This window comes from Saccharibacillus alkalitolerans (assembly GCF_011090185.1).
GTDB classification, from domain to species: domain Bacteria; phylum Bacillota; class Bacilli; order Paenibacillales; family Paenibacillaceae; genus Saccharibacillus; species Saccharibacillus alkalitolerans.
This window is the reverse complement of sequence record NZ_JAAFGS010000018.1, coordinates 1-20,258: the sequence shown is the minus strand read 5'-3', so window position 1 is coordinate 20,258 and position 20,258 is coordinate 1. Positions and strand designations below refer to the sequence as shown.

Annotated in this window: 17 protein-coding genes; 3 read left to right on the top strand and 14 right to left on the bottom strand. The window is 56.4% G+C overall.

What is annotated here, in order from left to right:
- The first annotated feature begins 328 nt into the window (after positions 1 to 328).
- Positions 329 to 955: a nitroreductase family protein gene (locus GYN08_RS23415; protein ID WP_166280230.1), complete on the top strand. Its 627-nt coding sequence runs from the start codon at positions 329 to 331 to the stop codon at positions 953 to 955.
- Between the two features lie 229 nt (positions 956 to 1,184).
- Here GYN08_RS23415 and GYN08_RS23410 read toward each other — a convergent pair whose 3' ends face one another.
- The 13 genes from GYN08_RS23410 to GYN08_RS23350 all read right to left on the bottom strand — a co-directional run bounded on the left by GYN08_RS23410 (position 1,185) and on the right by GYN08_RS23350 (position 17,704).
- A complete protein-coding gene (locus GYN08_RS23410) occupies positions 1,185 to 2,639 on the bottom strand; it encodes a DHA2 family efflux MFS transporter permease subunit (protein ID WP_328803016.1) in 1,455 nt (484 codons plus the stop codon).
- Positions 2,640 to 2,759: 120 nt separating this feature from the next.
- Positions 2,760 to 3,338, bottom strand: coding sequence for a TetR/AcrR family transcriptional regulator (locus GYN08_RS23405; RefSeq protein WP_328803015.1), 579 nt, complete (start codon positions 3,336 to 3,338; stop codon positions 2,760 to 2,762).
- Between the two features lie 182 nt (positions 3,339 to 3,520).
- On the bottom strand, positions 3,521 to 5,338 hold the full coding sequence (gene pepF / locus GYN08_RS23400; protein WP_166280221.1) for an oligoendopeptidase F: 1,818 nt from the start codon (positions 5,336 to 5,338) through the stop codon (positions 3,521 to 3,523).
- A gap of 185 nt (positions 5,339 to 5,523) precedes the next feature.
- Positions 5,524 to 7,410, bottom strand: a complete 1,887-nt coding sequence (locus GYN08_RS24115) for a cellulase family glycosylhydrolase (protein ID WP_206023908.1) — start codon at positions 7,408 to 7,410, stop codon at positions 5,524 to 5,526.
- Between the two features lie 218 nt (positions 7,411 to 7,628).
- Positions 7,629 to 8,855, bottom strand: coding sequence for an MFS transporter (locus tag GYN08_RS23390; protein WP_166280218.1), 1,227 nt, complete (start codon positions 8,853 to 8,855; stop codon positions 7,629 to 7,631).
- Positions 8,856 to 9,230: 375 nt separating this feature from the next.
- On the bottom strand, positions 9,231 to 9,389 hold the full coding sequence (locus tag GYN08_RS23385) for a hypothetical protein (protein WP_166280215.1): 159 nt from the start codon (positions 9,387 to 9,389) through the stop codon (positions 9,231 to 9,233).
- 175 nt (positions 9,390 to 9,564) lie between these two features.
- On the bottom strand, positions 9,565 to 10,140 hold the full coding sequence (locus GYN08_RS23380; RefSeq protein WP_166280212.1) for a hypothetical protein: 576 nt from the start codon (positions 10,138 to 10,140) through the stop codon (positions 9,565 to 9,567).
- Positions 10,141 to 10,435: 295 nt separating this feature from the next.
- On the bottom strand, positions 10,436 to 11,038 hold the full coding sequence (locus GYN08_RS23375; protein ID WP_166280209.1) for a nitroreductase family protein: 603 nt from the start codon (positions 11,036 to 11,038) through the stop codon (positions 10,436 to 10,438).
- 89 nt (positions 11,039 to 11,127) lie between these two features.
- A complete protein-coding gene (locus GYN08_RS23370) occupies positions 11,128 to 11,853 on the bottom strand; it encodes a DUF1266 domain-containing protein (protein WP_166280206.1) in 726 nt (241 codons plus the stop codon).
- Between the two features lie 45 nt (positions 11,854 to 11,898).
- Positions 11,899 to 14,379 carry a tetratricopeptide repeat protein gene (locus GYN08_RS23365; RefSeq protein WP_166280204.1) on the bottom strand — a complete coding sequence of 827 codons (2,481 nt, stop codon included), beginning with the start codon at positions 14,377 to 14,379 and terminating at the stop codon, positions 11,899 to 11,901.
- A 1-nt stretch (position 14,380) separates the two neighbouring features.
- Positions 14,381 to 16,081: a molecular chaperone HscC gene (locus GYN08_RS23360; protein WP_166280201.1), complete on the bottom strand. Its 1,701-nt coding sequence runs from the start codon at positions 16,079 to 16,081 to the stop codon at positions 14,381 to 14,383.
- A 245-nt stretch (positions 16,082 to 16,326) separates the two neighbouring features.
- Positions 16,327 to 16,668, bottom strand: a complete 342-nt coding sequence (locus GYN08_RS23355) for a DUF3243 domain-containing protein (protein WP_166280233.1) — start codon at positions 16,666 to 16,668, stop codon at positions 16,327 to 16,329.
- A gap of 124 nt (positions 16,669 to 16,792) precedes the next feature.
- The gene (locus GYN08_RS23350; RefSeq protein ID WP_166280198.1) at positions 16,793 to 17,704 is read right to left on the bottom strand and encodes an NAD(P)/FAD-dependent oxidoreductase; all 912 of its coding nucleotides are present in this window, start codon (positions 17,702 to 17,704) and stop codon (positions 16,793 to 16,795) included.
- Positions 17,705 to 18,001: 297 nt separating this feature from the next.
- Between GYN08_RS23350 and GYN08_RS23345 the strand changes: the two genes are divergently transcribed.
- Together GYN08_RS23345 and GYN08_RS23340 are read left to right on the top strand one after the other, a co-directional pair.
- Positions 18,002 to 18,355 carry a hypothetical protein gene (locus GYN08_RS23345; protein WP_166280195.1) on the top strand — a complete coding sequence of 118 codons (354 nt, stop codon included), beginning with the start codon at positions 18,002 to 18,004 and terminating at the stop codon, positions 18,353 to 18,355.
- A 39-nt stretch (positions 18,356 to 18,394) separates the two neighbouring features.
- The gene (locus GYN08_RS23340) at positions 18,395 to 19,741 is read left to right on the top strand and encodes a hemolysin family protein (protein ID WP_166280192.1); all 1,347 of its coding nucleotides are present in this window, start codon (positions 18,395 to 18,397) and stop codon (positions 19,739 to 19,741) included.
- A gap of 137 nt (positions 19,742 to 19,878) precedes the next feature.
- Here GYN08_RS23340 and GYN08_RS23335 read toward each other — a convergent pair whose 3' ends face one another.
- Positions 19,879 to 20,148, bottom strand: coding sequence for a hypothetical protein (locus tag GYN08_RS23335; protein WP_166280189.1), 270 nt, complete (start codon positions 20,146 to 20,148; stop codon positions 19,879 to 19,881).
- Positions 20,149 to 20,258: the final 110 nt, after the last annotated feature.

Sequence of the window (20,258 nt, the reverse complement as noted above, 5' to 3'; positions counted from 1 at the left end):
AAATTCGTTCCGGTCGCGTGTTGAAATCGAGAAAAAGGATTGAATTTTGATGGAATTTTCTCGATTTCAAAGGCGAACACTGTCGTTCCTTCACTGAATTTCTCTCTCCGTCTTCTTGCTTCTTGTCACGTTGAACTTTCTCGACACGTTGAGGCCGTCCCAGAGGGACGGCCTTTTTTGTCGCGAAGTCTTATTCGAAGAGCGCTCTCAAATGTGAAATTTCTTAAAAGTCATTGACTTACTTTTATAAAGTTATTATTCTAAAGATACATAGCGAGCAGACAACTGCTCCTTACCCTAAAATAAACAGAAACGTAGGTGTCCCCATATGCAGGATCTGACCTCCCTTGTGAAAAGCCGCCATTCCGCCATCAAATTTTTGCCCGATACGCCGATCTCGCAGCAGGAGCTAAGCGAAATATTCGAACTCGTCAAGCTGGCTCCGTCGGCGTTCAATCTTCAGCACACCCGCTACGCGGCCGTCACGGATGAAGACGTCAAAGAGCGAATTTACCAAGCCTCCGGCGGCCAATACAAAATCAAGCTGGCTTCCGCCGTCATTGCCGTATTCGGCGACACGCAGGCTTATACGCATATTGCCGAAATGAACGAGGGCTTCCTCTCGCTGGGTATCATCGATCGCTTCGAATTCGAGACCACGGTACGCGACGTGACCGAATTTTACGAAACGCGAGGCGCAGATTTTCAGCGCGAAGAAGCGATCCGCAACGCAAGCCTGTCCGCCATGATGCTTATGCTGATCGCCAAGGACAAAGGCTGGGATACCTGCCCGATGATCGGCTTCGATCCGCAGGCCGTACGCGAAGCGGTCGGAGCGCCGGAAAATCTGACGCCGGTCATGCTGATCGCGATCGGCAAGGAAGACGCGGACAAACGCCGGCCGCGCGGCTACCGCAAGCCGGTCTCCGAATTCGTGACTTTCGATCGCTTTTAAACACGGGTAAGGCCGGCGGCTTCAGCCGTTTCGGCCGTTGAAGGACGGCTTTGCCTTTCGACGGATAAAGCAAAAAAGACCGTGACCGCAGAAATTTCGCGGTCACGGTCTTTTTATTCGGAGAAGCCGCCGAGAAGCCGGGACTCCGGTTCTTTATGGCATTCTCGGTCGGGAGCGTCTTCGCTCCCGCAATCGTCGGCCCCGACTAACGGGAACCGAAGCTCTGTTCTTAGTGCGGCAGATGCTCCGATTGGGCCTCGCCTTTAGTGCGGCTTACATTGACGCGCTTGATGAAGAACGCCACGATCAGGCCGATGACAGCCATGCCGGCCGCCATCTTGAACGCGCCGCTGACGCCGACCGTCATCGCCTGAGCGAAATAGCCGGTATCCGTCGGGTCGCCCGGATGGGACTGCATATAAGCGGCCTGGCGGGTCGTCAGCAGGCTGACGGCCAGAGCGGTACCGATCGCGCCGGCAACCTGCTGCAGCGTGTTCATGATCGCCGTGCCGTCCGGATAATATTCCGGCGGCAATTGATTCAGACCGTTGGTCTGCGCCGGCATCATGACCATCGAGATGCCGATCATCAAGAAGCTGTGCAGGATGATGATCAGGACGACCGACGAAGTCGTCGTAATGCCCGAGAAGAACCAGAGCGTGACGGCCGCGATGATAAGACCGAAGATAACGAGCCATTTCGGACCGTATTTGTCGAACAGACGTCCGGTGACCAGCGACATGGCGCCGTTGATCAGGCCGCCCGGCAGCATGATCAGGCCGGTGACGAACGTCGTCAGCAGCAGTCCGCGCTGCAGATACATCGGCATGAGCAGCATCGAGGACAGGATGATCATCATCGCGATGAAGACCATCAGCAGACCCAGCGTGAACATCGGGTACTTGAAGACCCGCAGGTTGATGATCGGCTTGGCCATTTTCAGCTGACGCCAGCTGAACAGCACCAGCGCCACGACGCCTACGGCGATCGCGATGATAACGCGAGGGCTTTCCCAGCCGCCGCCGGCTTCTCCCGCGCCTTCGCCGGCGCTGCTGAAGCCGAATACGATGCCGCCGAAGCCGATCGAAGACAGCAGGATCGACAAAATATCAAATTTCGGCCGGGTCGTCTCCGAAATGTTTTGCATGTAAACAAAACCGAAGACCAGCGCGAATACGAGGAACGGCAGACTGATCCAGAAAATCCAGTTCCAAGTCAAATTCTGCACGATCAAGCCTGAGATAGTCGGGCCGACGGCCGGAGCGCTCATAATGATGAGGCCGATCAAGCCCATCGCCGCGCCGCGGCGTTCCGGCGGAATGACGACGAGAATCGTGTTGAACATCAGCGGAATCAGAAGCGCGGTACCGACGGCCTGTACGACGCGTCCGATCAGCAGCACTTCGAACACCGATGCCAGTGCCGCGATCAATGTACCCGAAATCAGAAAGCCGAGTGCCGTAATAAACAGCTGGCGCGTCGTAAAACGCTGCAGCAGCAGTCCCGATACCGGAACCAAAATGCCGAGCACGAGCAGATAGCCGGTCGTCAGCCATTGAATCGTGGCCGGCGTGACGGAGAGATCCTGCATCAGCTGCGTCAGCGCGACGTTGAGCGCCGTTTCGCTGAACATGCCGATGAAGGCGCTGAGCAGCAGTGCCGTCAGAATCGGTACGACCTTTATATCTTTTCCGGCCGCCGCCGACGGAGTGTTGCTTTGTGCGGTAACTTCCACTCTATTGTCCCTCCTATGGAACTTGCTAAGGTTTTATATATCAACGCATCCCGTTCCCGCAAGCAGCGGTTATCGCCGGGAATGCTGTTTGATCAAATCGGGAACGTACTTGGCCGCCGTCAACAGCGGGCTCACGTCCTTGGTCGTCGTCGCTACGATCAGCGTGCCTTCCATCATCGTAATCAGCATCATGCCGAGTGCTTCCGCGTTTTCCCTCTCCACTCCGTCCGATTCCAACTTGTCGGCCAAAACTTTCTGCCAACTGTGGAATACATCCGTGCAGGCTTGGCGCAGCGGCGTGCTGACGCAGGACGTTTCGACCGCGGCCCAGAAGCTGAACGGCATGAAGTTTTCGAAATCTTTCTTTTCCATTTCTTCGGCCAGTTCGGTCATCAGCACCGGCAGGCCTTCGGCCGCGTTTTCATAATCGTTCAACTTATCCCAAAACATGCTTGCGACGTCGCTGCCGATTCGCTGGATGCATTCGAGCGCGAGTTCTTCCTTCCCGCCCTGAAAGTAATAATAAAGAGAACCTTTTGGCGCTTCGCTTTCTTTTACGATCTGGTTAAGCCCGGTGGCATGATAACCCTGCGTGAAAAAGAGGCGGCCCGCCGTCTCCAATATCGCATCCCGGGTGTTTTTTTTCACGGACAATCGGCTTCCCCCCATAGATTATAACGATCGGTCTATATAACTAAAACAAAAAAATTTAACAAAGTCAATTGGTTTTCAGAAATTTTACATAACAAAGAAAAAAGGATAACGCTTGTTTTCAGCGTTATCCTTCTTCATTCGGATATTCATCGTCGGTCGATTCGATCAGCCTTCGATCAGTCGGTCGTTTCTTCCTCGAACAGTTCGCACAGCTCGTCGACGAGCGAACCGACATAGTCGACCGCGCTGCGGATCGTCGACGGGTCGGACATTTCGACGCCCGCCATCCGTGCCAATTCGAGCGGCGTTTTGGAACCGCCGGCTCTCAGCGTGTCCAACCAACGGTCGATCGCCGGCTGCCCTTCTTCGCGGATGACCTTCATCATGGCCGTAGACAAGGTCAACCCCGCCGAGTAGGTGTACGGATACAGACCCATATAATAATGAGGCTGACGCATCCAGGTAAGCTTTGCGTCTTCCGTCATCTCCAGCGTATCTCCCCAGAAGCCGGAAAGCACTTCGCCTTTCAGCTCGCTCAACACTTTGGCCGTAATCGCCTGGTCGTTCATGGCGCGGTCGTAAACGCGGCGCTGCAGCTCGCCTTCCAGCAGGTGCGTGACGAAGTTATGATAATACGTATTCAGCAGCTGCATGATCACCCAGCGGCGCAGGCGCTTGTCTTCGGACCGCGACCGCAGATGTTCGGCCAGCAGCAGTTCGTTCATCGTCGACGGCGCTTCGATGAAATACAGCGAAGGACGAGCGTTGGTCATGCGCTGATAGCGTTCGGCCAGCATCAGATGGCCCGCGTGACCGACTTCGTGCGCCAGCGTGAACGCCCCGCGCATATTGTCGGACCAGGAGATCAAGATATAGGAATGCGAACCGTAGATCGAGGAGCAGAACGCGCCGGTCGACTTGCCCACGTTGGTCGCGTAATCGACCCACCGCTGCGTGAAGGCCGCTTCGACGATCTCCCCGTATTCTTCGCCGAGCACGCTCAGCGATTCCTGAACCGTTTTGCAGGCTTCTTCATAAGTGATCGACGGGCTGTATTCCGGATCGAGCGGCGCTTTGAGATCGCAGTAATACATCGTGTCCAGCCCGAGCACTTTCTTTTTCAATTCGGCGTACTTGCGCATATGCGGCGCAAGTTCCGTCTGGATCGTGTCGAGAATCGCGCCGTACATCTCTTCCGTGACCTGCTGAGGACGCAGCAGCATCTCCGTCACGGAATCGTAGCCGCGCAGGCGCGACATGACGACCTGACGCTTCACCTCGGCCGCGTACGCTTCCGCGAACGTGTTGCGGTAAGCATGCAGCCCGCGGCTGAACGAAGCAAAGGAAGAGCGGCGCAGTTCGGTATTCGCGTTCATCTCGTAATCGGTTTCGTACGAGGCGAACGATACGGGATAACTGCGTCCGTCCACTTCGACGGGTTCGAACGTCATGTCGGCCAGCTTGCCCCGCAAATATGTACGGTACGGCGCGCCGTGCACTTCGGACAAGGAAGCGAGCACTTTTTCCGTTTCCGGCGACAGGCTGTGCGGCTTTTGCTGAAGCAGAAGTTTTAAGCTGCGTTCAAAATCCGCCAGCCCCGGCTCTTCCCGCAAATACCGTTCGATCGTCCCGTCTTCGAGTTCCAGTATTTCCGAGTCGATAAAGGTGAACTCCGACGAAAGCTTCGTCAGCGCATCGCCCGATTTCGCCGAACGGGCCTGATTGTCCGGATTCGTTCCGTCTTCCGTCTGACGCAGATGCGCATAAGCGCCTACCTTGCGCGCCCGTTCGATGACCGCTTCCTGCGCGTTCAGGCATTCCAGCAGTACGGCAGCGCCTTCGCCGAGGCGTCCTTTGAATTTCGTCACTTCGCCCGCGCTTCCCGCGACGAGCTCGAGTTCTTGGTTCCAGTCCTCTTCGGTCAGGAAGAGATGTTCCAGATTCCAGGTAGATTCTTCGGGAACCTCCGCTCTTGTCCACACTTTCTCGGTCATCGTCTCCACTCCTTCTCGCAAAATAAGGCGCGGACAGCGCCCGAACTGTGCAGTCCGCTCGCTTCCGCGCCTTTTCGGCAGTCGTTCCGTGCCGGGAATCCACTTTTACATTTTAACGCGGATACCGGATTGTTGCAAAAATGCCAGAGAAGGTTAGCTTTCTATCCGATGCATGCAGACCGGATTTACGGTTCGATGCCGTAAACAAGTTGGCCGTTCACGTACAACGCTACCCGATTCCATTCCGCGAATTCCGATTGCCCCGCTTTGTAGGAGTAATCGTCCGTTTCGTCGTAATTGCTCCAGTCCGCTTTGTGGACGCGCGACTGAATTTCGCCGCTTTCCCCGCCTGCGGGCACCGAGCCGGAAGCAAAGCTCAATTCGAGGTAATCGGTCGCTCCGGCCGGCGAACCGGACGTACGGCCGAAGGTCCCTTTTACGTTCGCCGAGCCGACCTGGGCCCAATCGCAGAAGTAATTTTGTCCGACTCCGCCTTCATTCGTATAGTAGTAGCGAATCTTGACGTTTTTCAGATCCACTGCCGAAGAGCCCGTATTGCGAATATTGAAAATGGGACGCAGCGCGTTGTCCGCAGAGTTGCTGTCCATGGTGCGATACAGCAGTTTCAAATCGCCGCTGCCGCCCGTGGAAGGCGGAGTCGTCGGCGGCGTGACGGACGCGGAAGGCTTGGCCGACACTTCCGCCGAATCGGCTCCCGCCCCTTTCGCGTTGACGGCGCTCACCTTGTACCGATACGAAGTCCCGTTGACCGCCGCCGAGTCGGTAAAGCTCGGCTGAGTGATTCCTTTTTGCAAAATCGAATACGTGCCTCCGCCCGCCGCGCGCTTGACGATGTAGCTGTCCGCGCCCGATAGCGCGTTCCATTTCAGCGTCACCTTCGAACTGCCGGCTTGCGCTGTCAATCCTTGGACTTGACCGGGAACTTGAACCGGCGTCGCGCCTCCCGGAGCGGAATAGCCGGCCCGCATCTGTTCGCGCACGAATCTGCCCGACTCGCTGAGCTGCGATTGCGTCCAGCCCCCCGTCAAGCTCGCGCCCGGAGCCAGAGCCGCCGAGGCTTCCTGCTTGTCCGACAGCGACCAGTTCGCCCAGCTGATGCCGCGGTCGGCCATAAAGTCCGTCCATTCCTTGGAAGGCGCCAGGAAAGGTCCGCCATTGCCCGAAGCGTCGCTCGTTCCCCATTCGCTCACGAATACCGCCAGCCCTTTGTTCATGGCGGCATCGATCCGATCCCGCAGCCAGGCTCCGTGCGTTCCCGCATAGAAGTGCACGGCATACAGGACATTGGAAGCTTTGAGAGGCGACGCCGCCGCATCTTGAATGTCCTGGCTCCAGGTTCCCGTTCCGACGATGATCGGGTTATCGGGATCTTCCGCGCGAATAGTCGCAATGACCTCCTCCGCGTAAGGCTTGATCTGGTTCTGCCAGTTCACGTTTCCGTTCGGTTCGTTCGCGATTTCATAGATGATGTTCGGCGTATCGCCGTAAGTCTGGGCCATTTCTTTAAAGAACGCTTTCGACTGGGTCTTGTATTTGTTCGGATCGCCGTCGGACAAAATATGCCAATCGACGATCACGTAGATGCCCAGTTCGACAGCGGCGTCCACCGCTTCTTTGACTTTATTTTTCAGGGCGGGATTCGAGATATAACCGTCCGCTTCCGTATACATCGCCACCCGGAACACGTTCAGTCCCCAATCGTCGCGCAGCCACTTCATGCTCTCCTTGTTGACATAGCCTCCGAACCATTGAATGCCGTGGGAGCTCATTCCTTTCAACTGCACGGGATTTCCCGAGGCGTCGATCAATTTCCCGTTTTTGACCGCCAGCTGTCCGTGCTTCCCGACAAAAGTGGAAGCGGAGGCCGATTGAGCGGTCCGAACGGCCGCGGCCGATTGCGCCGTCTTTTGCTTCGTCGTTTTTTGGGCGGCTTGCTTGGACGCTTCCTTCGCGGATGCCCGGTTTCCCGCGCCCGCCCATGAGGCCAGTGCGGCTACCAGCAGGCAGGCCAGCATAAGACACAGCCCTTTTCTAAACGAACGGTTGTACATGAATTCCCCTCCAATGCTTTTTTTGGATGATCTTCCCTCCATTATTACCCTCTCAACGACAGTCCTCTTCAAAAATACCATAAAAATGGAAAAAATAATTGAGGCCAAAGCCGCTTTGTCCTGCAGCCTATTGTCCTAAAAACGGCAAAAAAGCCCGACCCCAGAAGGGGCCGGGCCGTCAGCACCGGAAGAAGCGGGCGATACTCGCCCTGTCCGCGCTATTCCGCCAATTCCGTGCCTTTGGTTTCTTTTCCCAGGAAAGCTACGGCGGCCGCGCCGATCAGAATCATGACGCAGAACATAGTGAAGATCGCGGTAAGCGCAACTCCCTGCGAAATCAGGAACCCGACGAGGAAAGGAGCGATAATGCCGCCTACCCGGCCGAACGAAGCGGCGAGGCCGGCTCCCGTCGTGCGAACGCTTGTCGGATAATGTTCGGGAGTATAAGCGTAAAGACCGCCCCAGGCTCCCAGGTTGAAGAAGGAGAGGCAGATGCCGGCTGCGATCAGCGACGGCGTCGTCGTCGCGAGACCGAACCAGATCGCGCTTGCGGCAGTCAGCACCAGATAGACGACCAAAACGAACTTGCGGCCGAACTTTTCGATAAAGTAAGCGGCGGTGAAGTAACCCGGAAGCTGCGCCAGCGTCATGATCAGCACGTATTCGAAGCTCTTGGTCAGGCTGTAATCCTTATAGACCATGACCTGCGGCAGCCACAAGAACATGCCGTAGTAAGAGAACACGACCGTAAACCAGAGAATCCAGAGCATGATCGTCGTCTTGCGGTGCTCCGGCGCCCAGACCTGGGCGAAGCGCTGCCGAACGCCGAGCTTCTCCGCTTTTTTCTTCTGCGAAACGAAACGCGGCGAGTCGTCGATTTTTCTTCGCAGATACAGCGCATACAGCGCAGGCAGCGCCCCTAGCGCAAAAGCGATTCGCCAGCCGGATTCGAAGTGCGGAATGATGAAGTAAGCGATCAGCGCGGCGGCGATCCATCCTCCCGCCCAGAAGCTTTCAAGCAGGACCACGGTACGCCCGCGTTCGTTGGCGGGTACCGATTCCGATACGAGCGTGGACGCGACCGGCAGTTCTCCGCCGAGGCCGAATCCCGAAACGAATCGAAGCACGCACAGCATAATAAAACCGGTTGCGACGGCGGATAAACCGCTCGCTACAGAGAAGATCAACAGCGTCCAGAGAAGGACGGACTTTCGTCCGAATCGGTCTGCGAGAATGCCGGCGCAGGCGGCTCCTACCGCCATGCCGACCGAGTTGATCGCGGTCAGAACTCCCAACTGCTGCGGTCCGAGCGACCATTCCAGCGCGAGCGCCGCGGCGACGAACGAAATCAACGCCACATCCATCGCATCGAACAACCAGCTCATGCCCACGCTTGCCAGCAGGCTTCTCCGTTTCGGCTTGCTGAGCACCTTTACATTTCCCATTCTTTTTCTCCCCATTTCCTCTTGGTGGGCGCGGCCATCGGAAGGCATCATTCCATTCGGAACGTGCGAACTCCGTGACTGGCATCGGGGCAAAGGCTTTGTCTGCTTCGTCGAAACGAACCCGCTTCACATGACCTTCCGCTCAAAAATTGTGAATTCGCGCTCAAACTCGACGAAGCGGCTTGCCGTTTCTCCCCTGACGCACGCGCCGGGATCTCTTTCGAGTCTGTTTCACAGTCTATCCGTTCCGCGCTTACATGTAAAGACACCTGTAAAGAAAATTTACGAAAATATAAAAATGCTTTTCATCCGCACGGACGAAAAGCATCGTTTGGCCTTGCCGTTCTGTTTGCGATTTCCCGCTTGCGCGAGAAGTCAAACTCTCCCGCGCACGACCGAAGCGGCAAGCACGGTGCCCGCTCCGACGTACAAGAAGGCCTGCACGTAGTCCGGGTACAGGAAGGAGCGTACTCCGGCCGCCTCGAACAGAATGACCAACAGCGCGCAGCCCGCGATTTTGACTTTTGATGACATCTCTATACGCCTCCAGCCATTCGGGTTGAACTCTTATCGAGTTGACTATATAAGAAATCGCGAAAGCTGTAAATCTCAATTTCTGATTACCCGATTTGAAAGCGATTAAATGTGTGGCGAAAAATAAAAATCCGACGGGGCGTAAGCCCTGTCGGATTTTCTTATCTCCAATTGCTTAAGGAAGATACTGCTGCACGATCTTCACGATGACGCCGTCCTTCACCGTAATATGATACGGGAAAGCGCTCAGGTCGAGCAATCCGAGCGGATTGTTGTATTGGGCGTCGAATTTATCCAGGCTGATCGCCTCGTTCCAGTTGATCTGCATGTCTTCGTAGTTGCCGGTATGGTCGTACAGCTGCATCAGCACCTCGGCGTCAGGGGCGACCGGCAGCCGAACTTCCGTCAAATCGTTATTGACGATATAGTAGCCGTCAGGTGCTCCTCCCAGCTCTTCGACAGCATCCGGGTTAGCTTCCAGAAACAGCTTGTCGGCCGCTTCTCCGGTGTACCAGCCGATGCGGTCCGTATCCATCTGCACGGTGCCGTTTGCGTCTTTTTCAACCGAGTTGATGAATACCGTATATGTTTGTTCCGATGCTTCAGTAGGAGTTTCTTGGCTTTGCGTCAGGGTTTGTTCTGCAGGAGCGGCAGAAGCCGGAGTCATAATGTTGGAAGCGGGGAAATACCCGAATCCGATCATAAAGGCCAGAATGCCCGTACCGATCATGCCGAATGTTGTTTTTTTCATAGTTGCTCTCCCCTTTCAGAGGTCACTGTTGTGCAAGTTGTCGGTAGTCTCTATTACCCGAAAGCTTGCTTGCAAAAACTCTTTTTGCAAATTTCCTTTATGTTTGTATTATAGGACCTGGTATTAAACAAAGGGTGTCGATTCGATAAAGATGTTCTTACAAAATTGACTTAATTGAAAGAGGATACAAGAAAGAGAGCCGGTAAACTGCGCACAAAAAGAGCGAAACGGCTGGGCCGTCTCGCTCTCGGGCGGGTTCGGGAAAATGTTCGTCACTCTCGAACGTCCGCGATGATTATTTAAAAACCTTTACGCGTTCTTCGATCGGCTGGTACGTTTTCTCTCCGGCTTCGACGGTCGGATTGCCGAAAGGCATTTGAGCTCTCAGCAGCCAGCTGGAAGGCAGGTTCCAGGCTTCCTGAACTCCGGCGTCGATCAGCGGGTTATAGTGCTGAAGCGTGGCGCCCAGGCCCGCGTCGTTCAGAGCGGTCCATACGACGAGCTGCAGCATGCCCGAGGACTGATCGGCCCAGATCGGGAAGTTGTCCGCATACAGCGCAAATTGATTCTGCAGGTTCTTTACGATATCCTGGTCTTCGAAAAACAGTACCGTGCCGTAACCGCTCTTGAACGAATTGATTTTGTCGGTCGTAGCCGCGAAAGCTTCTTCGGATACCGCCACTTTTTTCAGCTCGGCCAGCGTGATGTCCCACAGCCGGTCATGCTGTTCGCCGAACAGGACGACCGCGCGGGAAGTCTGCGAGTTGAACGAAGTCGGCGTATATTTCACCGCATCTTCCACGATTTTCTGGATTTTGGCGTCGTCCACCGCTACGTCTTTGCCGATCCCGTAGATGGAACGTCTGGATTTGAGCGCTTCGAAAAATTCTTTTGCCACTGTAAAACTCCTCCTCACCAGGTCACGAAAATATTTTTAATAACTTTTCGTAATAAACTATATATCAGTCCGGATAAGGAGTCAAGTTTTTATTCTTCTTTTTGAAGCCGGCCAAGCGGATTTTGCAAATCCGAAGTGTTTCCCGGGCCGCTCTCGGTTCCCAGCGGCATCTCCCAGTCTAACCGTTGCCACAGGCTGTTGGGGTGGGTCAGCAGCTTCGACACACAGTCGACGTAAGGCTTCGCGGCTTCGGCGGAAGGTTGGTTGGTCCAAATCTGCCGCCCCGCCAGGTAAGCCGCCGCGAACTCCGTCCAGTCCCGGTATATTCGCTGGGCCCGCCGTGCGGCTGCCGCGGCCAATTCCAGCGAGCGCCCGGCTTCCAGCCAACCCGCGGAGTGCGCGGTACGACAAATAAACACATACTGCCCGAGATCCCAGGCCGCAATTCCCGCCCGCGGAAGCTTGCCGCTGTACATTTGAACCAACCGCGCGTGATTGAACAGCGCGGCATTTCCTTGCAGCTGCTCGAAGTAGCGCTCCCGATCGCGGAAGGACAACGCGCTCAAAAACATCTCGGTTTTGCGATACGAAGCCTGTCCGCCTTCTTCCCATAACCAGTTCAGGTGGCGCTCCAGCGTATCCTCGTCCTTGACCGACCAGGTATGGGCCAGCAGCTTGCGCAGTTCGTCCCTTCGGGAAGCCGGCCATGCAAAGCCGGTTTCTTCAAGCAGGCCGTTCATTTGAAACAGCACGGCTCCGATCGCGAACGCGCGCAGGCTGCGTTCGTCCGTTTCCCGCATACGCAGCGTATCCATACTTGTCAGCCCCTCTCTTGAACTTGCCGAGTCCGTCCGATGCCGTTAGACTCCGTGAAAATCCGGGAGCGGATCGCCCGCAGGCTGCGGGAGAGCGGGATGGGCTTCCGCTTCCGGCAGTTCGACTTCTCTCGGACGGCCGAACCATTTCCATTTGCGGTCGGAACGCCGCTCCAATGCGCGTCCGATCTCGGCCAGCCTCGGACGTCCGGCATCCGCGGCGAGCGCCTCGGAAGCAAGCGCTTCCGCACGATCGTAACGGCCAAGCGCCGCATAGCAGCGGATCAGATATTCTTCCGATTCGCGCCGCATCCCCACCTTGCAGGCGGCCTCCAGAAATTCGATCGCCTGTTCGTGCTCATTCAGCCGAAACAGAATGTAACCGCCGTAGAGCAGCACGATCGGATCCTGTTCTTTCGGCGCGATCCGCTCCGTATAGAGGACAATCGCCGATTCCGCTTCCTCCCAGCGCCTGTCCTCGATCAGCAGGCGAATACGCTGAAGATGAGCCCAGCCCCGATTCGGGTGCCGTTCGACCAGCCGTTCCAGCTCTCCGTACGCTTCCCGGTCGCGATTGAGCCTCAGCAGCATCTCGGCAGCCAGACGGGCAGGCAGATAGTCGCCCGGCGACAACCGGGCCGCTTCCCGGTAACGTTCCAGCGCCTGTTCCGGACGCCCCGACGCCCGGTCGAGATCTCCGGCGATCACGCGGCTCAGCTGATCGTTCGGGTACCGCGCGGCATACGCGTCAGCCAGTTCGGCGGCGGCGTCCGAATCGCCCGACCGAAAATGTGCCTCGGCCATCAGCAGCAGCACCGCTTCCGGAAATCCGCGCCGGCGGGCTTCGGCGAAGTACTCCAGCGCATGGGCGTAGTCGCCGATCCGCAGGAAGCAGTAACCGGCGCGGAACCAGGCTTCGGTCAATCCGCGATCATACTGGATTACCCTCAAATAATCCAGCAGCGCTTCCGGATAACGCCGAAGCGAATAGAAGCAGTCGCCTCTCGCCGAGTGATAATACCAATTGGACGCCAGTTCCAAAGCATGATTCAGCAGCTGCAGCGCTTCCTCGTAACGCCCTTCCATACGGAGCGATTCGCCGAACCGGTACAGCGCTTCGGGATCGGAAGGCTGGAGCAGCAGTACCCGCTTGAGATCCTCCCTCGCTTCTTCGAAACGTTCGAGCGCGATACGGATCAATCCCCGCAGCTTGAGCACGTCCGCCCTTTTCAACGGATTGTCTTCCAGCTGACCGACCGCGCGCGTCAGCCGCTCCTCGCTTTCCGCGTAGCGTTCCAGCTTGCCCAGCGCCTTGCCCAGCAAAAAATTCAAATCCGCATTCGGTTCCTGGCTCTTCTCCGCCTCCAGCAGCAGTTCGGCGCATTCCCGCTCCCGCCCGGTATCCAAATACAATTCGGCCAGCGTCTGCGTCCCGGACCGCTCGTCCTCGGAACTTTCGGCCAACTCGTTCGCCAATCTGTCGTTGAGCAGCAGCAGGCGAATCTGGGCGTCCAAATCTTCCGGATAGCGTACGGAGAGTTCTTCATAAACCTTCTTCGCTTCCCACAGCCGACCGAGCTCTTCCTGGCAGGCCGCGATGCCGCTCAGCGCGTGGATGCTGCCCGGAAGCAGCGAGAGGAGAGTCCGATAATCGGCCAACGCGCTTTCCCATTCGCCGCTGCGCCGCAGCGCGTCCGCATGCATCAGCCGCGCTTGCGGATCGTCCGGCTCGTCTTTCAGCCACTGCTCCAGCACTTGAAGCGCGGACTCCGGCTGATCGTTCCTCATGTAAAACAAAGCGATCAGCCGCAGGCAGTCGGGCTCCCGATTATGAAGAAGCGCGGCTCCCTTGAGCGCTTTTTCCGCCCGCTCCAAGTCGTTCAGCACCAGCGCGTAATGCGCCTGCTCGCGGAATCGGAGAAAAGCATCGTAGTCGTAAGGCTCGTCCGCGATCAGTCGATCGTACCGCAGTTCCCAAAAACTCGAAAATCGTTCCATGAAAAGGCTCACTTCGGCTTTGTCGTAATCGTCATACAGCCGCCGCTCCCTCGCCGTCCACTCGAAATGGCCGTCAAGCAGGCGCAGCACTTCTTTCGGCAGATAAGGATGCTTCAGCAGGAACCCGAACAGTTCGCGCCCGATTCGCTCCCGCGTCTCGATCGGCCAAAACAGTTCGTCGTCGAGCAGTTCCTGCCACTGCGCGGGATCGATTCTTCGGGCGATATCGGCATACAATTCCTCGCATCGGCGAATAAACAGCGTAACGGGCGCCTCTTGTCCGGGCTCGGCCGCGGCAGGTTCGGAACTTCTCAGCTGTTCCAACTCCGCGCCGCTCAGCGCGGGTTCGGAATCAGGTTCGGCCATCAGCTTCGCTTCTTCGAGCGCCGTCTCGTAGGATTGTCGGATTCGCTGGAAACTTTCGGGGTTTTCTTCCGGATGACATTCTTTCAAACGGCGGGCGTAAGCCCGCTTGATCGCTTTGACTTCCGACGTCGGTTCAATTCCAAGCATGGCCCAAATGTTCATGTCACTCCTCCGGCTGCTTTTCCGCCAGTTCCAGCAGCTCCTTCAGCATCCCCGCTTCCTTGCGGATTTCCCGGTCGTCCTGTCGGCCAAGCGCCGTTTCGAAACGCCGCAGCGCTCCCGCGATCCGCGTGCGCGTACTGCCGAGCGACTCTTCGTAAATGCGGTCGCCGCGGGCAAGAAGAAGCCGGTTTTCCGCCTTGTCCCGGGGATGGATTTTGATCGCTTCAAGTTCCTGAAACCTTTTTTCGACTTCTTCCAGCGACATGCCGCTTCCGTCTTCGCGAATAAGCAGGCGATGCGTTTCGCCGGTGGACAGCGTCGTCACTTCCACTTCCAAAATACCGTTGATATCGTACGTAAAACGGACATCTACCGCCTGTTCGCCGGCTCTGCCCGCAGGTACGGGAATTTCCAGTTGTCCCAGCTTGATATTGTTGCGGGTCAAGCGGTTTTCGCCCTGATAAATTTCGATCCGAATCGTTTTTTGGTCGTCGCTCACCGTATAGAAACGCTCGACCCGGCTTGCCGGGATCACGGTATGGCGTTCGATAATCGGGAAAAAATGTCCGTTGTCGTAACCGCCGTCGCCGCTTTTGACCGTCACCATCGTGCCCAGCGTATACGGGCAGACGTCGGTCAGCACCACTTCTTTCAACTCCTCGCGGCGTTCCTTCATGGCGGCGACGATGCCGGCTCCGATCGCGATCGTCTCGTCGGGATGAATGCGCGCCGCGGGCAATCGTCCGAACAAGCGCGCGGCAAACGAATAGATCAGGGGCATCCGAGTCGCGCCTCCGACCAGAATAATCTCGTTCAGTTCCCGGGGACTGAGCGAAGCGTCCTTAAGGGCGCGTTCGACCGGATGCCTAAGACGGTTCAACAGCGGCTTCGACAGATGGTCGAACAGTCCGCGGTCGATCGTCCATTCGTGCGTTTCGCCGTCTACCGTGCAGGCGAGGCGGGCATCCTGCTGCATCGTCAGCATTCTTTTCCCCTGTTCGGCCTGCTTGCGCAGCGCCGCCATCGTTCTCTTGTCGATTCGGTCCCCGTCCAGTTTGAAGCGTTCGAGAAAGCGCGCAATCAGCATGTCGGTAAAATCTTCGCCGCCGAGAAAAGCGTCCCCGGCTACCGATTTCACTTCCATCACGCCTTCGAACATATCAAGGATGGACACGTCGAACGTTCCGCCGCCGAGGTCGAAGACCAGAAATTGGCTCTCCTCCTGCTCCAGATGCAGTCCGTAGGCGACCGCCGCGGCCGTCGGCTCGTTGATCAACCGTTCGACTTTCAATCCCGCCAGTTCCCCGGCCCGTTTCGTCGCTTTGCGCTGTATGTCGTTAAAGTAGGCGGGAACGCTGATGACCGCCTCCTCGATCGGTTCGCCCAAATAAATTTCCGCATCCTGCTTAAGCGAGCGCAGAATAAAAGCGGACAGATCCTCCGGCGAAAATTCGTGCTCGCCCAGCTTATAGCGCCGGTCCGTGCCTATGTATCGTTTAAACAGCGCGGCGGTTCGTTCGGGGTGCGTCATCAGACGCTCCTGAGCGATCTCTCCCACCAAAATTTCGCCGTTGTCGTCCACTCCGACCACCGAAGGCGTCAGCACGTTTCCGAGCGCGTTCGGAATCAGCGTGCTGCCTTCCTCCGTCCGATAAGACGCCAAGCTGTTCGTCGTTCCCAAATCGATTCCGATAATCGGCAATACGTTCACCTCGCTCTTCGGCTTTTTTTTGAAGCTTGCTAACTTCTTTATTATACACTTTATTCCTACGTGAAACGCAAAAAGGAAAACCTTCCATGCTTCCGGAAGGCTTTCCCAAAATCGGTGTCTGCTCTAGTACATTGTAAGCTGTATGCGGGTGCGAATCCGATTTTTGTTCCGATCGGCCGGCGGCTTTACGGCCGCTCGGTCGATGGAGCCGTCCTTCTTTATGGCTTGACCGGGTCTTAAGAAGACTGGGCCAGGCGAACCAACAGATGAGCCAGCTTGTGACGCTGATCTTCGTCGCCGACTTTCCACAATTCCTGCAGAAGTTTTTCTTCGCTGTTGCGCGGTTCTTCGTTGGCTGCCAGGTAACCGGCTACCTTTTCCGCGACTTTCGCCAGCTGCTCTTCGCCCAGTCCGATGCTTTCGCCGATCTTGATGCGGTTATGCAGGTACTTTTTAAACTCGTCAAAGTCCTGTAAAATTTTGTCTTTTTTGTCGTCACTGATACGATCGATCGTTTGTTCGACCTTATCCGTTTGTACCTCGCCGTCTTTCGTCACTGCGTGCTCTTGTTCTCTGATGTCGCTCATTGTTCATTCTCCTCTCGGTTGTCAATTTCTCGAAGCGGATCATGGAGTTCCTCAAAGCTTTGTAGCACCTGCTGCACTATTATTAACCCCTGAGCGGGAGATGAACCTTTCCGGGTTATCTTTTATGAATTTTGCGCAATTTTTTATGAATCCATATAGCGGCCTGCGTCCCTTCTCCCATCGCGATCGTGGAAAGCTCGGAATGAAGTCCGATATCGCCTGCTGCCCATACCCCTTCCACATCCGTCATTTTGGTCCGCGGATCGGTCTTGATATGCCGGTTGTCTTCCAGCGTCACGCCCAGCTGCTGCGCCAGCTCCGAACGGACATGGTTTCCCCCGAAGGCGATGAATCCCCGTTCGGCTTCAAGCACCCGTCCGTCTTCCAGCACGACGGATTGAATGTCCCTTTGCTCGTCGGATCGCACTTCGGATACCGGCTGTTCCTCGTAATCGATGCCGAGCTTGCGCAAATGCTGAAGCAGCCGCTCCTCGATCGGTTCCTTCTCGTGATTGACATAGGTCAGATGCGGGGTGCGTTCCGCCAGAAGCACCGCCATGGCCGATCCGTGTTCGCCGGAACCGATCAGCACCGTTTTTCGGTCCACGATCTCGTAGCCGTCGCAATCCGGACAGATATAGACGCTGTAACCGAGCGCGTTTCGCAGCCCGGGAATTTCCGGATACCGATCCAGCATGCCGGTCGCCATCAGAACCGTATGCCCGATAAAACGTTGGCCGTCCCCCGTGGTCACGACGAATTTCTCTCCGTCCTTCGCCGACTCCGTCACCGTTTTCTGGACGAACTCGACGCCGAGCGCCTCGGCTTGTTCCCTTCCTACGCGCCGCAGATGCTCGCCGGTCACGCCTTCCGGCCAACCGATAATATTATGATACGTGTGGCAGACCGAAGACCGGCCGTAACCGGAATCGATCACCAGCACTTTGTATGTGCTGTAGCGTCCAAGTTGGATAGCGGCCTGGGTACCTGCGATACCTCCGCCGATAATGATGCAATCATACAGCATGAGCAGACTCCTCTCCGATATCCGGGCTTCCGGCCCGGTCTTTTATAAGTCCCGTCATCCGGCGCCCGCTTGCTTTTGTACAGTCGGTTTCAAAAATATATACACCAAAAAGCGCTTGTTGAACGTCGATTTGACACGTAAGGAGCATATCCATACAATTTGTTTAGCTGCGCCGAGTTTCGCGCTTTTGCGCTCCGCGCAAAATTCGGCCGTGGATTCAACGGAAATTTTGCCGACAGAAAGGGGGCGTTTCCCTTCCGGAACCGAATACGACGGCCCCGTCACGTTTTTCGCGGCGTGAAAAACGGGGGCAATTTCCTGTTCATTTTTTTGTTGACCCTTGTGCTGTGTCTGTCGCCGGCCATCCTTAAAGATGCGGATCCGATCGACCTCGACGAGGCGCTGGACAATCTCAACAGCGCGGACACCGGCGTCGGTCTTCTGCCTTCCGGCTTGTCTTCGTTTTTGTGGATGTCGGGCTTCCTGCCGGTCGATCCCGTTCCCGCTCCCGCCTATGATCCGTTTTTCCCGCTGCATGCGGTAGAGCTGCTGATCGGCTGGGCGGTTCTGCTTCATCTGAAACGGATGCTGCTGCGGCCGCTCAAGTTTCTCTCCAATTATGTGGACGCAACGCGTTTTTCCTCATTATAAAAACGCGTTTCATACACGAAGGGAGAGACATACGTCCACATGGGAGTCACCATTGCCATTAACCTTACGCTCGTCGCGCTGCTGATCGCGGCCACCGCGTATTTCGTCATCACGGAGTTTGCCGTTATCAGAGTCAGAAGCAGCCGGATCGATCAATTGATCATGGAAGGCAACAAGCGCGCCTTCAACGCCAAAAAAGTCATCACCAACCTCGACGGGTCGCTGTCGGCCTGCCAGCTCGGCATCACGATCACGGCGCTCGGTCTCGGTTCGCTCGGCGAACCGACGATGGAACTGCTGCTGCATCCGGTCTTCGAAGCGGTGCCGGCCGTTCCGGAGGCGGTCGCTTCGATCCTGTCGTACGTCCTGGCTTTCGTCATCATTACGTATCTGCACGTCGTCGTGGGCGAACTGTTCCCGAAAACCGTCGCCATCCAAAAAGCCGAAGCCGTGACGCTTGCCGTCTCCGGTTCGCTGCTGGTATTTTACAAAGTCATGTACCCGTTCATCTGGCTGCTTAACGGTTCGGCGAACCAAATCGGCCGCCTGATCGGCATGAAGCCGGCCAGCGAGCACGGCGAAGCTTTTTCCGAGGAAGAACTCCGACTCATCCTGAACGAGAGTTACGAAGGCGGACAAATCAACCAGAGCGAGTACGGCTACGTCAGCCGCATCTTCGCTTTCGACGAAATGCTGGCCAACGAGATCATGGTGCCGCGTACGGACATGGCCTGCCTGTATCTCGATAAATCCCGCGAGGAAAACCGGCGCATTATCCTCCAGGAACAGTACACCCGCTTCCCGGTCGCCGATTCCAGCAAAGACAACATCGTCGGCATGATCAACACGAAGCAGTATTTCCTGGCGCTGGAGGAAAATCCGGACCTCGACGTCGCTTCGCTCGTCCATCCGGTTATGTCCGTCTCCGAAACGATGGCCGTCAAGGATCTGCTGAAAAAGATGCAGAAAGAGAACACGCATATCGCGATTCTCGTCGACGAATACGGCGGCACGTCCGGCATGGTCACGATCGAGGACATTCTTGAAGAGATCGTCGGCGACATCCGAGACGAATTCGACGCGGCGGAGGAAGCGGAACTGGTCCAGGTGTCGGACGATCATCTGATCGTGGACGGCAAAGTGTTCATTCATCGCATCAACGAGATTCTGATGACCGACCTCGACGACGAGGAGCTGAATACGATCGGCGGCTGGCTGTACGGCCATAAGCCGGACTTGATCGTAGGGCATAAATGGCAGTACGAGAATCTGGAATTCACCGTGCTCCGCCGCGGTCCGCGCCGCTATCGCAAGTTGGAAATCGTTCGTCACCCGGTGGTGCCGGACGAAAATATCGAACGCAGCGCGCTGGACGAGGAAGCATAAGTCTCTGCTTTCATCCCCTGCGGGCGCATTTGCGCCGCTGCATCAAAACGCCCTTCCGGCATGCCGGAAGGGCGTTTTTCTGGATTCCCAAAGCGCTGCGCGGCCTGCGAGCTTTCAAGGCGCCTGCGCGGCCCGCTTCAGAAACCGCTTTTATACTTGTCGTCGCTCGAAGAACGGCTTTTGCGCGTGCCGTCCTTGTTTTTCTCTTCCTGCTGCTCCATGGAGATATCCTCCATCGGAAGAGGATCGACGTTCATCTCGCTTTCATGCATGTCGAACAAGCTTTCGTTGCCTGTCGGATATTGTTCGGCGTGGTCGTGCGGACCCTGACGGTTGTCGTCCTTCTGGCTCTGCTGCGTCGCTTTCGCTTCCTCGCGTTCCTTCGCCTTGTGATGTTCGTTGTCCATGATATTCTGACACCTCCTGTTATCGGCTTCTTCCTCCCTTTACCCGCAAGCGGAAGGCCTTTAAACGAAAGAACGGAAAGCCGGCACGGAAAAAGGCCCGGCGGAAACAA